Here is an 18104-nt window from a genome sequence, read left to right as displayed (position 1 = left end):
CTCAGAGCCGTTTGCAGCACGAAAGAAAAAAGACTTGCGCATCGAAATTAATATATTAGTATATAAATGACAAAACCAACTAATATATTAGTATATAAGAAACCATAAAGAGCAATTCCTAACAATAAATCTAAAAATCAGGAGAAGAACAATGCCTCTCAAATCCATACCTAAAACTCTCACCGCTACTCTAATTACGGCCGGTTTAGCTTTTTCAGTTGCTCCAACCTACGCTGAAACACTCAAGGTCCAAACCAGCTTTAATGCGTCACACATCAGTTTGACTCGCTTGAATCAAATATGGATACCTAAACTAAAAGAAATGACTGGAGGCGACCTGCAAATAGAATTGCTACCTATTGGCTCTGTCGTTTCACATAAAGAAACGCCTGTGGCGGTTTCTATGGGAATCTTGGATGGCGATTTAACCGCAACCAGCTATTTTGCAGGCAAAGACCCCGCTTATGCCTTAATGGGTGACCTAATTGCAGGTTATGACAATCCAGCCCAAATTGAAGAGTTTTGCATGCAAGGCGGCGGTAAAGAGCTGCTACAGAAGATGTACAACAAATACGACCCCGACGTTCATGTCATTGGCTGCAGCTCTGAAAAACGCGAAGCCTTCGTATCAAAAGTACCTGTTCGTGGTGTCGCAGATATGAAAGGGCTTAAAGTTCGCTCCCCTGAAGGTCTTGCTGCCGATGTATTCCGTCGTGCTGGCGCAGCTCCTGTATCGCTGCCTGGTTCAGAGGTGTACACCGCCCTAGAGAAAAACGTGATTGATGCGGCTGACTCCTCAGCGTACGCAAACAATGACGCCAGCGGCATGCATAAAGTCGCCAAATACCCAATTTATCCAGGCATTCACTCAATGCCTTTTATGCAATTTACCATCAATGAAGCAACCTGGAACAAGATAGACAAAGAAGACCAAGCTGCTCTAACAGAATGGTTCTTGAGCGCTTACGCAGACCTACGCACCTATCTAGATGCTAAAGATAAAGAGCTGGTCGCACGCGACAAAGCCAAAGGCGACATTACCGTCATCGACTGGCCTCAATCCGAGCGAGACGATTTCCGTAAGATAGCAAAAGAAGCATGGGAAGCCTTTGGTAGCGCATCTCCTCTGGCAACCGAAGTGTACAAAGCACACGTTAAATTCATGACCGAAAAAGGCTTACTCTAGCTCAAGAGTGTTTTACCACTAGCGACGGCTGGGACATCGTCCCGCCGCCGCACTTTCCATATAAAAATAAGCCTACCCATGCAGTAGACTGATAGATCAGGTGAACACTATGTCCAAAACTCAGAGCCTCAACGCTGATGACATTGTCGAAATTGCCGACGACAACCCGATTGAGCATGCGCAGCCGCATGAAGAATTCGAATACACACCCATAGATCACTTTAGCCACTTTTCTGGCATTGGGGTTTCGCTACTTTACCTTGTTGCGGCCGGTGCTACCTTATGGGAAGTCGTTGCCCGCTATGTGTTTAATTCGCCAACACAATGGGCATTTGAAGTGGTGATGGTGCTGTGCGCTGCAAGTTGGATGCTGTCGGCAGGCTACATCACGCTCAAGAAACGCCATATTGGTATTACGGTGATTCACAATATTGTCTCTCCTAAAGCCCAATGGCGTCTTGATCTATTTGCATCCAGCATTGGTATTGTTGCGCTATTTCTGTTGCTATCTGATGCTTCCATGCGCGCCTACATGGCGATAGATCATATTGAACGTACCGGTAGTGCGTTTAACTCCCCCATGCCGATGCTGTTGAAAACCTTACTGATGCTGGGTGGGTTTATGTACCTCGCTCAGCTAACCGTTAACCTATGGCGTCACGTAAACAGCCGATGGGCCAAAGCGGCGGTGAAGCTAATCGGTCTATTTATGGTGTTGTACTTTATTAATGGGGTACTGGCCTATATTTCTGGACCTGGATCGATTTTCGACGGCGTGAGTGGTTACTTCTCAGCGGTAGGGCAAAGCCTAGACCCAAGCGCAGCACTGGACATGCGCTCTTATAGCTTAGGGGTAATATCCTTAATCATGGTCGCAATGTTGGTGTCTTTGATGATGACAGGTATGCCACTGGGCATCGTAACCTTGATCGTCTCAGTCGTCATGGCAATTGCCTTCTTTGGCCCCCGTGGGTTGTACTTAGTGTCCGCCAACACAGCAGCATTGCTTGACCACTACACCTTGATTGCTATTCCCTTTTTCGTATTAATGGCAACGATCCTCGAAAAGTCAGGTATCGCAGAAGATTTGTTCGATGCCATGTCGATATTCGCAGGCAATCTACGCGGTGGCGTAGCAGTACAAACCGTAGTGGTGGCGGTCATTCTCGCGGCAATGTCTGGCGTGATGGGCGGCGAAATTGTGATGCTTGGCCTTGTGGCTTTGCCTCAAATGCTACGTTTAGGCTACGACCGCAAAATGAGCATTGGTCTAATTTGTGCTGCAGGCGCCTTAGCTACCCTGATTCCACCTTCGATCATCATGATCGTTTACGGCCTGTCTGCTGAAGTCGCCATTGGCGATCTATTTATGGCAGGAGCTGTACCTGGGCTAATGCTGGCTGTCTTCTATGCACTGTATGTTCTGATTCGTGTACACATTAACCCTAAATTAGCGCCAACAGCGAAAGAAGTAGCAGAACTAACCGGTGAAGAACGTAAGCTGTCTAAAGCTCGCCTGAGCGCAGTATTCTTGAGCATTATGCTAATCGGCTGTGTGATGGGGTCCATCTATGGCGGTATCGCTTCGGTCACCGAAGCGGCGGCAGTGGGTGCCTTGGGTGCCATGATTGTTTCTGCAGTACGTCACGAATTTAAATGGTCCATGCTGAAGGCATCTTTAGTTGGTTCTATGGCCACCGTGGGAACCATCATTTGGTTGGTACTGGGATCCGTATCTTTTGTCGGTATCTTCAATCTAATCGGTGGCGCGGACTTTATGCGCTCACTGTTTATGAACCTTGGCATTCCAGCCATTGGCGTGATCTTGGTAATGATGCTGATTTTGGTGATCTTAGGTACATTTATGGAATGGATCGCCATCGTGCTAATTACGGTTCCTGTTTTTGCCCCCGTCGTCATGACCCTAGCACCCGAGCTTGGACTGACGCCAGATCAAGCAAAAGTCTGGTTTGGTATTCTGTTTGTTCTCAACATTCAGATTTACTTCTTATCACCACCGTTTGGTCCAGCCTGCTTTTGGCTCAAATCAGTCGCACCAAAAGACATTTCTCTGCAAGAAATCTTCATCTCTGTGTTGCCATTTATCGGCTTACAAATTGTCGGGTTGATTCTCGTCATGAGCTTCCCTCAAATCGCCCTTTGGCTTCCCGAAGCACTCGGAAATTAACCTAGGAGAATATTTATGATTGGTCACGATAACCAGTCTGAAATAGACCGCTACGGCATTGCACCTTGGATTGCTGGGGGCATTGTTGCCACTATTTTAATCGTTTGTATGTTTGCTCTCGCTGCAGGTTTTGCCTAGCACTTTAGGATATTAACCATTCACACTTTTTAACCATCTTATCGATGATGACAGTCATCGATAAGACTCCCTTTTTCAGGAGATAACCGTATGTCACGTATTAAACAAATTGAAATTACTCCTATTGCGTTCCGTGATCCTCCACTACTCAATGTTTATGGTGTTCATGAAGCATGGGCCTTGCGCACCATTATTGAAATAAAGACAGAAGACGGCCATTACGGTTTAGGTGAAAGTTATGGTGACGAACAAACCATCAGCCAATTGCGCCAAGTCGCGCCACATCTAGTGGGCATGGATGTTTTCAATGTCAATGCGATCCGTAACAAAATTGAATCCGTTGTCACTCTACCGGATCCAAATTCAGGACTAGACATCGCCCCAGGTACATTGGGTGCAACCACGGTGCCACGTATTTTCTCTGCCTTCGAAGTTGCTTGCTTAGACCTGATGGGTAAGATTACAGGCCGTCCTGTGTGTGATTTATTAGGCGGTAAAGTACGCGATGAAGTCGCCTACAGCGCCTATCTATTCTACAAATTTGAACGTCATGGCTTTACCGAAGATCCATGGGTAGATACGTGGGGGGAAGCGGTAACGCCAGAGCAAATCGTTGCGCAAGCGAAAAAGATGATTGATCAATACGGCTTCCAATCGATCAAACTAAAAGCAGGGGTGTTCGAGCCTGAAAAAGAGATTGAAGCGCTAGAAGCACTGCGTGAGGCCTTCCCTGATGTGCCGCTGCGTATTGACCCCAATGGTGGTTGGACGGTGGAAACCACCAAGCGTTTATTAGACAAATTTGGTAATGGTCTACTGCAATATTTAGAAGACCCTACCCACGGCCAAGAAGCCATGGGACAAGTAAGCGCCATGACCGACATTCCATTAGCGACCAATATGTATGTCATTGGGTTCTTTGACATTCCAAAGGCCATCAAGCTGGATTCAGTGCAAGTTATTTTGTCGGATCACCATTACTGGGGCGGCCTAAGAGCCACGCAAGAACTGGCACAGTTGTGTAAAACATGGGATATCGGCTTATCAATGCACTCCAACTCTCACTTAGGCATCAGCTTAATGGCCATGACTCACGCAGCCGCAGCGATTGATAATCTAACGTACGCTTGTGACACTCACTATCCTTGGCAAGAAGAGGAAGTCATTATCGGCGGTAAGATCCCATTCAAAAATGGCGCAGTCGTGGTCCCTGATAAGCCGGGCTTAGGTGTGGAATTGGATAGAGACGCCTTGGCCGTGTTAGCCAAAAACTACGAAAACTGTGGCATTCGTGCCCGTAATGACGTTGCGGAAATGCGCAAGTACCAACCAGACTGGAAAGGGACAGTACCGCGTTTCTAAGACGTTAAATCCTTGAATGCCTTACCAAATAAAGTTGGTGTTCAGGCAAAAAATTGTGCTCCTGTTTGCTCGAATTTCCTAACGGAAATTCGAGCTTTTTTTATTTAGGAAATCAAAGAATAACAGGCGTAAGCAGTGGTTTAGCTGCAAAGTGCGCAGCGAGATTATCCACTACCAATTGCGCCATGGCAGCACGCGTTTCATAAGTGCCGCTAGCACAGTGAGGCTGTAAGACCACGTGATCCATAGACAGTAACGCCTGTGGTACATTCGGTTCGTCGACAAAGACATCTAAACCTGCGCCTTTGATCGCACGCTGTTCGAGCAAGTCTACTAACGCTTGTTCATCAACGACGGAACCACGCGAAACGTTGATAAAATAGCTGTTTTCACCTAATGCGTTCAGAACTTCGCGGCTAATTAAACCTTCTGTCGCTGGGCCACCGGGAATAACTGGCGCCAAAACATCCACATCTTTTGCCAAGGCAATCAGATCATCGTAATGACGGTAATCGACATCCGTTTTAGCTTGGCGGCTGAAGTAGCTAACATTCATACCAAATGCTTCGGCACGGGCTGCGATGGCTTTACCAATTCGTCCTAAGCCGACAATACCAAGAGTCTTGCCTTTCAGGGAGGTATTCAATGGCATCATGCCCTTCTCGACCCAGTGACCACTCTGAATCCAATCTACTGCAGGCAACATGCGACGCAGAGTAGTCAATGTGAGCATCATCGCCATATCGGCCACATCATCGGTCAATACATCCGGTGTGTTTGTAACAGGAATGCCGCGCTTGTGGCAGGCTTCCACACAGATGGTATCCAGACCCACACTGGATGAACAGACGATTTCCAAATTCGGCAATTGCGCTAATAAGGTTTCGTCAAATCCGCCCCCGTGAGTGGTTGCCACCGCACGTATCTTGTCACCAACAGCACCGATCATGGCGGCTTTTTCTTCTGCTGAGGCCAGATCGTAACGGTGCAGTTCATAAGTGTCTGCCAGCATTTGCATTTGTTCTGGGCGGTTTGGCCAAACGACCAATACGTCAATTTTACTCATGTAATGATTTCCTTATGTCCGTTTAAAGTATCGCCAACAGCAATGGTGCGATAAATACGATCACCACTGAGCCGACTAAGGTGGATGTGGCAATGGCATTCGCGGTCACTTTGCCGTCACTGCCGTGCGCCACAGAAACGACGTAGGCTGACGCTGCGACGGGCGCACCAAAGAACAAAAATAGATACAACTGCTCGTGCTCAGAGAAACCTAATAATGCAGCCAAGCAGGTTAAAATCACTGGGCTAATAAAAACTTTAACCGCAATCGCTAATGAAATATGACGCGATAGAATAAAGCGACTAGTGGCTAATGACCCGCCAATGCACAACAAAGCTAAGGGCAAGGTCACACTGCCTAAATACTTACCTGTGGTCACTACCTGACTCGGAATCGGCAAGCCGATCAGATTCACGATAATGCCTGCCACAACACCAACAATCATCGGATTGCGCACGATTGTGCCAAACAATGCTTTGTGACTAATGGTGTGGTCTTTTTGATAACGTGACAGCGCAATTTCGGCCAACACGTTAAACATAACAGACGTAATACTGGCTAAAACGCCGCCAATTACGACGCCTTCGTCACCGAACATGTTCACCACAAGGGCTAAACTGAACACCCCAGTATTACCGCGAAAGGCGATTTGAATAAAGATGCCACGCTCGTGTTCTGGCACTTTCGCACGGCCAGATAACCACCATGCGAAGCCGAAGGTAAGCAGTATACCTACCGCAAAAAACAGCGGCATTTGCCATGACATCAAATTACTCGGACTCGCCCCAAGCATGCTAAAAAAGAGTAATGTTGGCATGCCGACAGCAAAGACAAAGCGCGAGCCAGAAGCAATAAAGCTGTCATCAATAACACCTCGATTACGCAGAAAGGCCCCGACCACTATCAGTAACAAAACGGGGATGGACACATCCAAAATAGCTGTAAAAGCAGTCGCTTCCATCAATCTCTCCCTAATAGCACAGCAACAAATAAAAAGGGGCACCGAAGTGCCCCTTGAAATAGCGAGTATTGGAGCTTAATCAGTGTGACTTAGTTAAACTTTCCATCCACCAATTGCGGCACATTCAAAGGATTCTTATCTTGAATGGCTTCAGGGATCAATGAGCTTGGGAAGTCTTGGTAACACACTGGTCGTAGGAAGCGATCAATCGCCGCACTACCAACAGACGTAGAACGGCTATCAGATGTTGCAGGGAAAGGACCACCATGAACCATGGAATGACACACTTCTACACCTGTTGGGTAGCCATTGCATAGGATACGACCGACTTTACGCTCTAGCGTGGGTAACAAAGCTCGAACGGCTTCGACATCCGCATCTGACATTTGAACCGTTGCAGTCAATTGACCTTCTAAATGCTCAGCCACCACCTTGTATTCATCCAAGGTATCGCACTCGATGATCAAAGACGTTGAGCCAAATACTTCATCTTCCATTGATGCATCAGCCAAGAAAGCTTTCGCACTGGTAGCGAATACATGTGGGCAACACTGGTTTGGTTGATCGCTATCATTACCTTTCGCCAACAGTGCCGCTGCTGAGTTGTTGTTCAGTTTCTCAACACCTTCACAGTAAGCTTGGTAAATACCAGGTGTTAGCATGGTTTGTGTGCCCAATGCTTGTACTTCGCTAGCAACCGTTGCTTTAAAGCTATCCGCCGCTTCGCCTTTCAACAGAACAACCATGCCTGGGTTTGTACAGAATTGACCTGCGCCCATGGCAAGTGAGCCAACAAAACCTTTCGCCACACTTTGCGCTTCAGCAGACAGTTTTTCAGGCATGACAAAGACTGGGTTGATGCTGCTCATTTCTGCATAAACAGGAATTGGCTCAGGACGATTTGCAGCAATATTCATCAGCGCAACGCCACCGCTACGAGATCCAGTAAAACCAACGGCTTTAATAGAAGGGTGCGCTACCAAAGCACTACCGATTTCACGGCCAGAGCCATAAAGTAGAGAGAAAACGCCTGCAGGCAGGCCGCATTTTTTAACCGCTGCCGTAATCGCGCGACCAACAAGTTCAGACGTACCAGGATGAGCAGAATGTGCTTTTACGACAACAGGACAGCCTGCCGCCAATGCAGACGCTGTATCACCACCAGCAACAGAGAAAGCCAATGGGAAGTTACTTGCACCAAAGACCGCAACTGGGCCTAAGGCAATTTTTTGGAAACGTAAATCAGAGCGAGGCAATGGCGCACGATCTGGCATAGCAGGATCAATGCGAGCATCCGTAGCTTTACCCAAACGAACAACGCCAGCGAACAAACGTAATTGCCCCATAGTACGGCCACGCTCACCTTCGATACGCGCTTTTGGCAAACCAGATTCCGCCATAGCACGCTCTACCAAGGCATCACCTAATGCTAAAATTTCATCAGCGACGCATTCTAGGAAAGCGGCACGTTTTTCTGTACTAATGGCACGGTATTGATCAAATGCTTGCCAAGCAGCACTCACCGCTTGCTCAACTTCGTCTTTGGTTGCGCCATTATAAGCAGGTTCAAGTGTTTCATTTGTCGCAGGATTGATTGCATAAATGGCTTTTTGCGTGCCAGTAATATCGTTACCTGCCACCAATGAAGTGCCTTTAAGAAGCCCTTTCGTATCCATGTTTCCCCCAATTTTTTTGTACAAAATAAGCGCGTGCTTAAACAACACGCGCGAGCAATAAAAAGAAACGAGCTAGGTTCGTCTCAATTACATTGTGGTGAAGGCTTTGTGCAATACAATAATCTGATCGCGCGTAAAAATGGTCTCACTCTAAATCAAACGTATTATCGCTTTGATAACGTTCATATAGGTGATAGGCACGATATAAATGGTTATGCATTGCCTGTCTGGCACCTTCTGCATTTTGGTCTCTAATACAGTTAAAGATCTCAAGGTGCTCAGATCGAATACGACGTAAGTATTCGTCTGTTGCAACTTGCTCCAAGTCTGTATTTATTAACTTTGCTCTGGGGATAACGTTCTTATTAAACTGTTCATAGAACTGTTTAAGAAAAGGGTTACGAGTAGCGGAACAAATAGCTAAATGAAAAGCATAGTCTTCTTTTCGTGCTAATTCGCCTCGGCTTAGAGCCTCGTCAAACTCATTAAAATGCTTCTCAAGTATTGCCACGTCTTCTTCTGAGCGACGTAAAGCAGCCAGCTCACAAGCGGTTGTTTCCACACTCAAACGCATTTCTAAGATATGTAGAATATCGGTAATGGCAGTGGGGTCAATCTGATAAGCAAACAACGTCTCACTAGACTGAGCACGAATAACGCTGGTACCAACCCCTCGTTTCGTTTCAACTAGTCCAAGTGATTTAAGCTGTGTAATTGCTTCTCGGATAACGGTACGGCTCACACCAAATAGGTCGCATAATGCATTTTCTGTTGGTAATTTATCGCCAACAGAAATATGGCCAGCCGAGATCTGCTTTTCAAGTTGTTTTGCAACATTGCTTGCTAAGCTATCGCCCTTACCTACTCGCTCTATTTGTAGTGATTTAGCCACCGTTTTAACCCCATCCATTCTAAATACGCCGTATATTCTAAAACCCAGAACATTACCCCAGTGCTAACTATCTAACAAGCGCTGGTTTCTTAGAATCAAATGTCCAACCCGGAATAAGGAACTGCATTGCCTGACTATCGTCACGCTGCCCTAAGGTTAACGTTTTATATAATTCGTGCGCTTCCATCAGTTTTTCACGGTCCAATTCAATACCTAAACCAGGTTTAGTTGGTACGGTAATTTTGCCACCACGAATTTTTAATGGGTCTTTGGTAACGCGCTGGCCATCTTGCCAAATCCAATGGGTATCAATTGCGGTCACTTCACCAGGACAAGCTGCAGCAACATGCGTCATCATCGCTAAGGAAATATCGAAGTGGTTGTTACTGTGGGATCCCCACGTCATGCCCCACTCGTTACATAATTCACCTACGGCTACGGCACCTTGCATAGTCCAAAAATGGCAATCCGCTAGTGGAATATCAACAGAATCCATACGCACTGCATTTTTAAACTGTTTCCAGTCCGTTGCGATCATGTTTGTTGCGGTTTTCAAACCGGTTCTGCGTTTGAATTCAGACATGGTCTCGCGACCAGACCAAGCACCTTCTTGACCACAAGGGTCTTCTGCGTAGCTCAGCATATGTTTAATTGGATCTAGATATTCTACTGCCTGATCAAGCGTCCAAGCGCCATTTGGATCTAACGTCAAACGTGCTTCAGGGAAAGCTTCGTATAATGCGCGAATACAATCTGCTTCTTGATGGCCATCAAGAACACCACCTTTTAATTTAAAGTCTTTGAAGCCATAACGGTCGTAAGCGGCTTTTGCGAGTGTTGCTATAGAATCTGGCGTCACGGCTTCTAGACCACGAACACGATCCCACTCATCAACAGGATTGTCATAGGTTGGGTAAGGCAAGTTTGTTTTGGTGCGGTCACCTAGGAAAAATAAATAGCCTAACGCTTCAACTTCGTCGCGCTGTTTGCCATATTGACCAAGTAAATCAACAACAGGTAAGCCCATATTTTGACCAGCCAAATCCAACAATGCAGACTCAATTGCTGTAATAACGTGAACGGCCGTTCTAAGGTCAAAGGTTTGGTTACCGCGAACATCATCCGCTTTACCGGATGTCGCATTACGCACATCACTAATAATGCTTTTCCACTTTCCGACGCTCTGCCCTTCGACTAGGGCGCGACATTCTTCCAGTGTAGAAATAATTTTATCGGTTGCTGGCACTTCGCCTAGGCCGATATTGCCATCATTATCTTCCAGTACTACTACTGTACGAATAAACCATGGTGCATGACCACCACTAAGATTCAGCAGAAAACTATCATAGCCAGCAACTGGCACTACCTGCATTTTTTTAATTGTTGTAAACATATGATGGGCTCTCCCCGATTTATTAGATCGAATGGGAGAGTAAACTCCCCCACCTTAATCTTTAATGCTTAATTACGTTCAATAATCGCTTTTAAAGCAGCAAGATCTGCAGCGTTTGGCATAGTAAGAGGCGGACGCACATCGCCAGCTGAGATGCCTTTCAGTGCCGCACCAGCTTTAATCAGACTTACCGCATAACCCTTCTTAGTGTCACGTAGGCGACAGAAAGGAATGAAGAAATCTTGAATAATACGCGTTACCGTTGCCTGATCACCACCACGCAATGCTTTATAAAAGTCCATCGCCATTTCAGGCATGAAGTTGTACGCAGCAGATGAATATGTATTAACACCAATTGAAAGGTAGGCTTCAGCAAAGATCTCAGCCGTTGGAACACCACCGATGTAAACTAGACGATCACCTACTGTTTTAATCGTGTCATTCAATGCTGCGATGTTACCCACGCCATCTTTTAGCGCCACCATGTTCGGGTTACGAGCAGCCAGCTCTTTAACAGACTCAGCGCTTAAAATGCCATTACCACGGTTATAGTAAATAAATTGAGTATCAGCGCTCGCCATAACCGCCGATGCGTATTCTATGATGCCGTCTTCTGGGCATTCCGTTAAGAATGGAGGCATCAACAAGATACCATCACAACCTGCATCTGCAGCAATTTTAGAAAAGTTAGACGCATCTTTTACGCTGCGGCCTGCAGCAGCAATTACTGGTACACGACCTTTTACTGTTGCAACAGAAACCTTAACGATTTCGCGGAAGTCTTCTTCATCAAGAGAGAAAAACTCGCCAGTGCCACCAGCAATGAAAATTGAAGAAACGCCGTGCTTGATGAACGACTCTAGGCGCTCTTTATATGTCTCAGCGTTAAATTTACCGTTCGCATCGAAGTCAGTTACCGGGAATGATAAAAGACCATCACTTAGAGCGCCGCGCATTTGTTCAACAGAAAAAGCCATTTTGTTTTCCTCACTTCTTGTTATTAACTTTGCCTTAAGGCTTGTTAGAAATTTTTAGGTTGTTATACATCATACAACTATACATTCAAATAGCAATGACATTTCGCCTAATAATTAGGTTACAGGTGCAGGATTAAATAAGACCAAATCATTGTGTAAGCCCAGCTTATCTGCAGCCACTTGCTTACGCCCTGACGCGACATCAAGAATGAGGTGGAACAACTCCCAGCCTGCTTCTTCTAAAGTAATTTCTTTGCTCGCGATACGTCCTGCATCCATATCAATTAAGTCGTGCCAACGCTTACCCAAAGTAGAGTTTGTCGACACTTTAATAACAGGGGCGACCTCCAAGCCATACGGCGTACCACGTCCTGTGGTAAATACTTGGATATTCATTCCAGAAGCGAACTGCAAGGTGCCACAAATAAAATCACTGGCAGGCGTTGCCGCAAATATAAGCCCTCGTTTACGAATACGCTCACCTGGACTTAGCACATCGATAATGGGGCTATTACCCGACTTAGTAATGGAACCAAGGGATTTTTCCACTATGTTGTTCAGACCGCCTTTTTTGTTACCCGGTGTGGTGTTTGCGCTGCGATCGGCTTGACCTTGATTTAGGTAATCGTCGTACCATTGCATTTCACGCAGCAAGGCCTTTCCAACTTCCACTGTGTCCGCTCGTGGCGTTAAAAGATGGATAGCATCACGCACTTCTGTCACCTCAGAAAACATGACAGAACCGCCTGCACGAACAATCAAATCTGACGCATAACCAACAGCGGGGTTCGCCGTAATGCCAGAAAAAGCATCGCTGCCGCCACACTGCATACCAACAACCAGTTCTGAAATTGGGCACGGCTCTCGACGTCGCTTGTTTAAACGTTCAAGGTGCGCTTCGGCCATCTCCATAATATGGTCGACCATATCTTGGAAACCGTGATGATTTTCATCCTGCAGGCTCACTACATGATCTTCTAAGGTCCTGGCCGCTTCAGAGTTTGGCAAAATATTAATCGCCTGCTCATCGTCTATTTCAAGCAAGCGTGATGGCGAGAGCTTTTCACAACCCAAACCTACCACCATTATTTCGCCACCAAAGTTCGGATTTTTAGCGATGTTTTGCAAGGTTCGAATTGGCACGATAGCCGCAGGCGCAGTAATTGCCACCCCACAACCATAGCTATGATTGAGTGCCACAACGCCATCCACATTTGGATACTTTGGTAAAAGCGTTTTTTTGATCAGCTTAACAACATAGTCAGTAATACCGGCAACGCATTGCACGCTAGTACTGATACCTAACAGGTTTTTAGTGCCCGCTGAACCGTCCGGATTTTTATAACCATCAAAGGTGTAACCTTCCAAAGGCTCAAAGGCTGGTTTTTCGCGAGTTGCCAACGGCAATTCATCTAGCGCTGGCGGCGTTGGCATATCAACTACCTTCTCAGACACCCAAGAACCTTGCTTAATCTCGTGTTTTGCGTAGCCCACCACTTCATTGTAACGACGCACTTCACCACCATCAGCGATATCACTCAAAGCGACTTTGTGCCCCTGTGGAACATCTTCTAACAAGACCACTCCACCTGGAAGCTCAGCACCTTTTGGCGCACCACCTTGGTTTAATATGATGGCAACATTGTCACTTTCATGTATTTGAATTAGTACATAAGAATCGCTCATGACTTCGCCTCTTTATTCGCGTGTTGTTTGCTTTTTCTATGGATCATCACAGACACGACGATTGATAAAATGATCATGCCCCATAACACCATCGCAATCGGACTCTTGGTGAACAAAATGGAGTACTCACCGTAAGACTCTAAACTCTTCACAAAATACACTTCGGCACTGCTGCCCAAGATAAAGCCGATAACCAAAGGCGCAATCTCAATACCAATCTTAGTAAAGACCCAACCTGCAACACCGAATAAGAACAATGTCCACACATCAAACATGATGCCGTAGTTAATCGCATAAGCGCCTACAGCACACATCATTACTATGATTGGGTATAAGATGAATTTCGGAATCAGCACCACTTTGGCGATATGACGAATGGCATAGAACATCACGATAAACATGACGATATTGGCAAACATAAGCGCCGTTATCATCGAGAACCATGTGTCTATATTTTCGCCGATAAACAAAGGCCCTACTTGTAAACCTTGCAGCGTGAAGGCACCAATCAAGACAGCCGTTGTACTGTCGCCAGGAATACCCAACGACAACAAAGGAATCAAAGCACCACCAGTCAAACCGTTGTTTGCCGACTCTGAAGCCACCAAACCTTCTGGCTCACCTTTGCCCAATTTTTCAGGGTGCTTAGAAAAGTTCTTTTGTTGTGTATAGGCTAAAATCGACGCCGCACTTCCACCAATACCAGGCAACATGCCAATGAATGTACCGATCGAAGAAGAGCGCAACAAGTTACTGAATTGGCCCTTGAAAATATTGAAGCGGAACGGCGTACCTTTACTTAGGCTGACTTTATTTTCAAAAGAGGGTTCTCTAGCGCCCTTTTCAGCCTCTTCAATGATGGTTGAAATACCAAAAAGACCAATCAACACCGGCAACAACGAAAAGCCGTACGCTAAATAAGGCTCCATAAACGGCGCCATTAGACGATACTCACCATTACCACCGTTAGATACATCGTAAGTGCCTATCAAGCTAAGCAATACACCAAGTAGCCCACTAAAAACGCCCATTAGAATATTTTTAGACAATGACGCAATAACCGACATTGCAAAAAAGATCATTAAGAACTTCTCAATATACGAAAACTTAATAGCGAAATCAGCCAAGACAGGTGCAAAGAAGAACAACACAATCGCACTGAACGTACCGCCAAACAAAGAGGCAACAATACAGGTTTTCAAGGCGCGCTCAGCTTCACCCCGTTGCGCCATCGGATAGCCATCAAAGGTTGTCGTAATGGACGACGGCGTGCCTGGAATGTTGAGCAATACTGCAGGCACCAAACCACCCGAAATACCGCCAACATATAGCCCTAACAAAAGCGCTAAGCCTTCTTGTAAGCCCAAGGTATAAGTTAATGGTAGACACACCGCAACGGCCATTGTCGCTGTCATACCAGGGATAGCACCAAAAATGATGCCGATAATGGATCCAGCCGCCGCTAATAAAAAGAAGGACGGTGAAAGTAATTCAAGAAATTCCATAAAGTCACTCCGCCTCTAAGGCATCGACACAGCGAATAGGTGGTAAAGCACACCCCAAACAAAGGTCGGTGTTATTACTGCGTTGGAAACAATGATTATCAGGTTACGACGGGTCATATCGTGGCAGTACAACATCGACATCAGGAAGACAAAAGGAATCGATGCCAGTAAAAAACCTAACCCCATATTAGGTAGCATTGTCCCTATCGCATCCATCCCCCAAAAATAAGCAGGGATCAAAGCGAACGTCATTAAGAGACGAAAAAAGTCTGCATTTTTAACAAAGAACTGATATCGACCGGCACGAATAGCCTGCATGACAGGACGAAAATAAGAGACGACTATCACCAATCCTAAAATTAGCAACAAGGAAATAACAATCCTTGGGAAAAACAGATGGGATGTATCGAAGTCGATCACTACGGTATTTAAGGATGAAAACCAGTCAGACATTATAACCCTCTCTAGCGAAAGATTACGGCACCGCAGCCAAACTGCATTCCACGGTGCCGACTTACTTTAATTATTTATGTAGGTTATTAATGATTTTCGCATAACTGTCACGCTTCTCTTGGAAGTGCTTTTGCGCTTCTGCAGAAGTACGGAAGTTAGGGATAAAGAAGGATTTCTTAAATGTTTCTTGAACCTTGCCATCAGCAAATACTTCTGCCAACGCATTGTCTAAAAACTTAATCACTTCCGGAGACATACGCTTGTTGTATAAAAAGTAGAACTCTTTATCAAAGGTAAAGTTATTCTCTGCGTCCATTGGAATATTCACCCCAAGACCGGATGCGTATTGCATCAACTGATCACGAGAGGTTTCTCCCATACCGTTAGGGTTTGCTTTAGCAATTGTTGACGCTTTGGCAGTCAACCAAACGAAATCCATGGCTTTTTGGTCATCTGCAGGAAGGCGAGTATATTGCTCATTGGCTTGTACACTGCCATTGATAACATCCGCTAGACCATCAAATAATGCTTGGTTTTTGTCTGATTGAGAGCCTGTATTCAAGGCAACAAGATTGTCTTCTTGACCTGGGTACGCCAAACGCACCGCGTTCTTCATTGCTGTATAGCCAATCTCAGATACACCACCTGGCTGAATAGCAACACGTATTGTTTTGCCATTGCCCGCAGCGTTTAAGATTTCATCTATGTTTTTGTATGGTGAGTTTTTAGGTACAAGGTACCCATTACCTGGATTCGTGGCGAAAGAAGGTCCTATCGTCCATTCTTTGAAAGGGTCTTCATAACCTTTTTGGCCATATAGATTTCCAAGATAGGCTTGGTCGTGGAATATCATTAAAGTGTTGCCTGTTGGCACTCGACCTAATGCCTGATAGGCAGCAGAAAAGCCAACAGCATCGACTTTAATGTTCGCATCAATCTTTTTCGCAAGCGCTTCTGCGATAATGGAAGAAGCTTGATAAGTATCACCACCCGTTGATTTAGAACCAATTACAACGCGGATGTTTCCTCTAATTGGATTGTCTGAAGCATAGGCTGCAGCAGGTGCGAATGCACAGGCTGCTGCCATCAAAACTGTTGTGCTCTGTAGTATTTTTTTCATAACCACTTTTCCTATAATTGTTTTTTTATGTAGGACGTTGTCATTAGTTCCATTTATCGAACGTAATAACATCATACATCATACAACCTATATTTCAATACGGAATTATTTATTTTATTGCACATTAAAAATAGCACTCCCTTTCCGTAGTAACCCAAAAAAAATTGCCTAAATAACACCACAAAACAAAAAAAGCCCAGACCTTGTAAACAAGGTCTGGGCTGCGATGTGACTTATTTAAAAAAAATAATTAAAGATCAATACCTTTGGATTTAAGCAGTTCTGCGACTTCTATAATCTTACCTGTCTTTACGGATTCTTCCGCTGCACAACCTACTACAACAGACCAGAAACCTTCTTCGACTGTCGCGCTGTTGGTTTGCTTACCAGCCATTTGATCGGCAAAAGCGATGTGCTCAAACCAAGTGGCACCGTTGTGACCAGAGGCTTCAATTAATTTAGGATAGCTCGGCTGTGAGGTTTTAGATGGACGATTCTGACCACAAAAGACCTCCATCTCTGTACGCAAACGCGCATTTTCACTGAAGTCTTCAATCTCAGCCGCTTTCACTCGACCTTCGTCGCCGCACACCAATAGCTCTTCATGGAACATAGGCGCAAACATGCAAAGGTTGAAGCCAGCGCGAACGCCATTTTCATATTCAACAGTGACAAAAGCACTATCCAGAATATCGGATTTTTCGCCTTTAAACTCGAAGTCACGGAAGTTGGTAGACTGGGAACCGTTGGCATAAACACGTACTGGACGAGACTGGGCGAACAAGTTCATCAAATCAAAGTAATGGCAGCATTTTTCCACCAGCGTACCGCCAGAGAATTTGGAGAATTTATTCCACTGATTCACTTTATCAAGGAAGGGAATACGGTGCTCCATGATGTTGATCATCTTCACTTCACCGACCGCTTTGCGCTCTAGTACTTCATGAATCGCTTCGGAATAAATAGATTTATAGCGATACTGCAAACCAATTTGCAAAACAGCGCCGTACTCTTTCGCCATCTTGGTAATTTCATAGGCATCTTCTAATTTGGTCGCCATCGGCTTTTCCATGAAGATGTGCTTGCCCGATTTGATCGCCACTTTTAGAACATCAAGATGCGTAAAATTAGGCGTACAAATTAAAATACCGTCAACTTCTGGGTCGTTACATGCCGCTTCTAAGCTATCGTAAACTTTAAAGTCTTCATCAGTGATTTTGGCGAATTCTTCTTTCGCCACTTTAACACTGCGCTCATTTAGATCGAACACACCATGAATAGCAGAGCGACCAACACGAGTCGCCACGCGCATGTGCTCCATACCAATCATGCCACAACCAATCAAATTCACACGAAACTGAGCTGGCTCTTTGGCGAAGAAGTGACGCTCCTCTTCATTGATGTAATGAAAGGCTGGGCCTGTGTAGCTAAAAAGCTGTCCGTCGATTTTTTCTCTGCTCATGATGTCTCACCTAAACTAACTTAGAATTATTTTGTAAGA

General features: G+C 45.5%; 15 protein-coding genes. 4 read left to right on the top strand and 11 right to left on the bottom strand.

The genetic code is table 11. The annotated features are described in order from the left end of the window. Positions 1-151: 151 nt before the first annotated feature. The 4 genes from KDW99_RS02480 (at position 152) to KDW99_RS02465 (ending at position 4874) form a co-directional block, all read left to right on the top strand. Complete coding sequence (locus KDW99_RS02480; protein WP_255827755.1) at positions 152-1186, top strand: TRAP transporter substrate-binding protein; 1035 nt, start codon at positions 152-154, stop codon at positions 1184-1186. A gap of 109 nt (positions 1187-1295) precedes the next feature. Beyond that, on the top strand, positions 1296-3374 hold the full coding sequence (locus KDW99_RS02475; protein ID WP_255827754.1) for a TRAP transporter large permease subunit: 2079 nt from the start codon (positions 1296-1298) through the stop codon (positions 3372-3374). Positions 3375-3389: 15 nt separating this feature from the next. Then, a complete protein-coding gene (locus KDW99_RS02470) occupies positions 3390-3512 on the top strand; it encodes a dihydroxy-acid dehydratase (RefSeq protein WP_255827753.1) in 123 nt (40 codons plus the stop codon). A 90-nt stretch (positions 3513-3602) separates the two neighbouring features. After that, positions 3603-4874, top strand: coding sequence for a glucarate dehydratase family protein (locus KDW99_RS02465; RefSeq protein WP_255827752.1), 1272 nt, complete (start codon positions 3603-3605; stop codon positions 4872-4874). Positions 4875-4986: 112 nt separating this feature from the next. On the opposite strand, the gene KDW99_RS02460 is transcribed toward KDW99_RS02465, so the two are convergent. The 11 genes from KDW99_RS02460 to KDW99_RS02410 all read right to left on the bottom strand — a co-directional run bounded on the left by KDW99_RS02460 (position 4987) and on the right by KDW99_RS02410 (position 18065). Next, on the bottom strand, positions 4987-5940 hold the full coding sequence (locus KDW99_RS02460; protein WP_255827751.1) for a 2-hydroxyacid dehydrogenase: 954 nt from the start codon (positions 5938-5940) through the stop codon (positions 4987-4989). A gap of 22 nt (positions 5941-5962) precedes the next feature. Then, entirely contained in the window at positions 5963-6901 is a 939-nt protein-coding gene (locus KDW99_RS02455; protein ID WP_255827750.1) for an AEC family transporter, read from the bottom strand. Positions 6902-6990: 89 nt separating this feature from the next. Then, complete coding sequence (locus KDW99_RS02450; protein WP_255827749.1) at positions 6991-8577, bottom strand: aldehyde dehydrogenase (NADP(+)); 1587 nt, start codon at positions 8575-8577, stop codon at positions 6991-6993. Between the two features lie 145 nt (positions 8578-8722). After that, positions 8723-9469, bottom strand: coding sequence for a FadR/GntR family transcriptional regulator (locus tag KDW99_RS02445; protein ID WP_255827748.1), 747 nt, complete (start codon positions 9467-9469; stop codon positions 8723-8725). A gap of 67 nt (positions 9470-9536) precedes the next feature. Beyond that, positions 9537-10862, bottom strand: coding sequence for a glucarate dehydratase family protein (locus tag KDW99_RS02440; protein ID WP_255827747.1), 1326 nt, complete (start codon positions 10860-10862; stop codon positions 9537-9539). A 68-nt stretch (positions 10863-10930) separates the two neighbouring features. Beyond that, on the bottom strand, positions 10931-11839 hold the full coding sequence (locus tag KDW99_RS02435; RefSeq protein ID WP_205113294.1) for a 5-dehydro-4-deoxyglucarate dehydratase: 909 nt from the start codon (positions 11837-11839) through the stop codon (positions 10931-10933). Positions 11840-11953: 114 nt separating this feature from the next. Next, positions 11954-13525, bottom strand: coding sequence for a galactarate dehydratase (gene garD / locus KDW99_RS02430; RefSeq protein ID WP_255827746.1), 1572 nt, complete (start codon positions 13523-13525; stop codon positions 11954-11956). Further along, complete coding sequence (locus KDW99_RS02425; protein ID WP_255827745.1) at positions 13522-15030, bottom strand: tripartite tricarboxylate transporter permease; 1509 nt, start codon at positions 15028-15030, stop codon at positions 13522-13524. The genes garD and KDW99_RS02425 overlap by 4 nt, the downstream gene beginning before the upstream one ends. Before the next feature lie 15 nt (positions 15031-15045). Continuing rightward, complete coding sequence (locus tag KDW99_RS02420; RefSeq protein WP_255827744.1) at positions 15046-15483, bottom strand: tripartite tricarboxylate transporter TctB family protein; 438 nt, start codon at positions 15481-15483, stop codon at positions 15046-15048. A 70-nt stretch (positions 15484-15553) separates the two neighbouring features. Then, positions 15554-16603: an ABC transporter substrate-binding protein gene (locus tag KDW99_RS02415; protein ID WP_255827743.1), complete on the bottom strand. Its 1050-nt coding sequence runs from the start codon at positions 16601-16603 to the stop codon at positions 15554-15556. Positions 16604-16853: 250 nt separating this feature from the next. Continuing rightward, positions 16854-18065: a Gfo/Idh/MocA family protein gene (locus KDW99_RS02410; protein WP_255827742.1), complete on the bottom strand. Its 1212-nt coding sequence runs from the start codon at positions 18063-18065 to the stop codon at positions 16854-16856. Positions 18066-18104 lie beyond the last annotated feature (39 nt).

It is taken from the genome of Marinomonas rhizomae (assembly GCF_024397855.1).
Taxonomy (GTDB): domain Bacteria; phylum Pseudomonadota; class Gammaproteobacteria; order Pseudomonadales; family Marinomonadaceae; genus Marinomonas; species Marinomonas rhizomae_A.
This window is presented reverse-complemented; position numbering and strand designations above follow the sequence as displayed.

Bases quoted from the DNA above. Each gene is read 5' to 3' on its own strand.
- KDW99_RS02480 (WP_255827755.1), top strand. From the start codon at position 152: ATGCCTCTCAAATCCATACCTAAAACTCTCACCGCTACTCTAATTACG.
- KDW99_RS02475 (WP_255827754.1), top strand. From the start codon at position 1,296: ATGTCCAAAACTCAGAGCCTCAACGCTGATGACATTGTCGAAATTGCC.
- KDW99_RS02470 (WP_255827753.1), top strand. From the start codon at position 3,390: ATGATTGGTCACGATAACCAGTCTGAAATAGACCGCTACGGCATTGCA.
- KDW99_RS02465 (WP_255827752.1), top strand. From the start codon at position 3,603: ATGTCACGTATTAAACAAATTGAAATTACTCCTATTGCGTTCCGTGAT.
- KDW99_RS02460 (WP_255827751.1), bottom strand. From the start codon at position 5,940: ATGAGTAAAATTGACGTATTGGTCGTTTGGCCAAACCGCCCAGAACAA.
- KDW99_RS02455 (WP_255827750.1), bottom strand. From the start codon at position 6,901: ATGGAAGCGACTGCTTTTACAGCTATTTTGGATGTGTCCATCCCCGTT.
- KDW99_RS02450 (WP_255827749.1), bottom strand. From the start codon at position 8,577: ATGGATACGAAAGGGCTTCTTAAAGGCACTTCATTGGTGGCAGGTAAC.
- KDW99_RS02440 (WP_255827747.1), bottom strand. From the start codon at position 10,862: ATGTTTACAACAATTAAAAAAATGCAGGTAGTGCCAGTTGCTGGCTAT.
- KDW99_RS02435 (WP_205113294.1), bottom strand. From the start codon at position 11,839: ATGGCTTTTTCTGTTGAACAAATGCGCGGCGCTCTAAGTGATGGTCTT.
- garD (WP_255827746.1), bottom strand. From the start codon at position 13,525: ATGAGCGATTCTTATGTACTAATTCAAATACATGAAAGTGACAATGTT.
- KDW99_RS02425 (WP_255827745.1), bottom strand. From the start codon at position 15,030: ATGGAATTTCTTGAATTACTTTCACCGTCCTTCTTTTTATTAGCGGCG.
- KDW99_RS02420 (WP_255827744.1), bottom strand. From the start codon at position 15,483: ATGTCTGACTGGTTTTCATCCTTAAATACCGTAGTGATCGACTTCGAT.
- KDW99_RS02415 (WP_255827743.1), bottom strand. From the start codon at position 16,603: ATGAAAAAAATACTACAGAGCACAACAGTTTTGATGGCAGCAGCCTGT.
- KDW99_RS02410 (WP_255827742.1), bottom strand. From the start codon at position 18,065: ATGAGCAGAGAAAAAATCGACGGACAGCTTTTTAGCTACACAGGCCCA.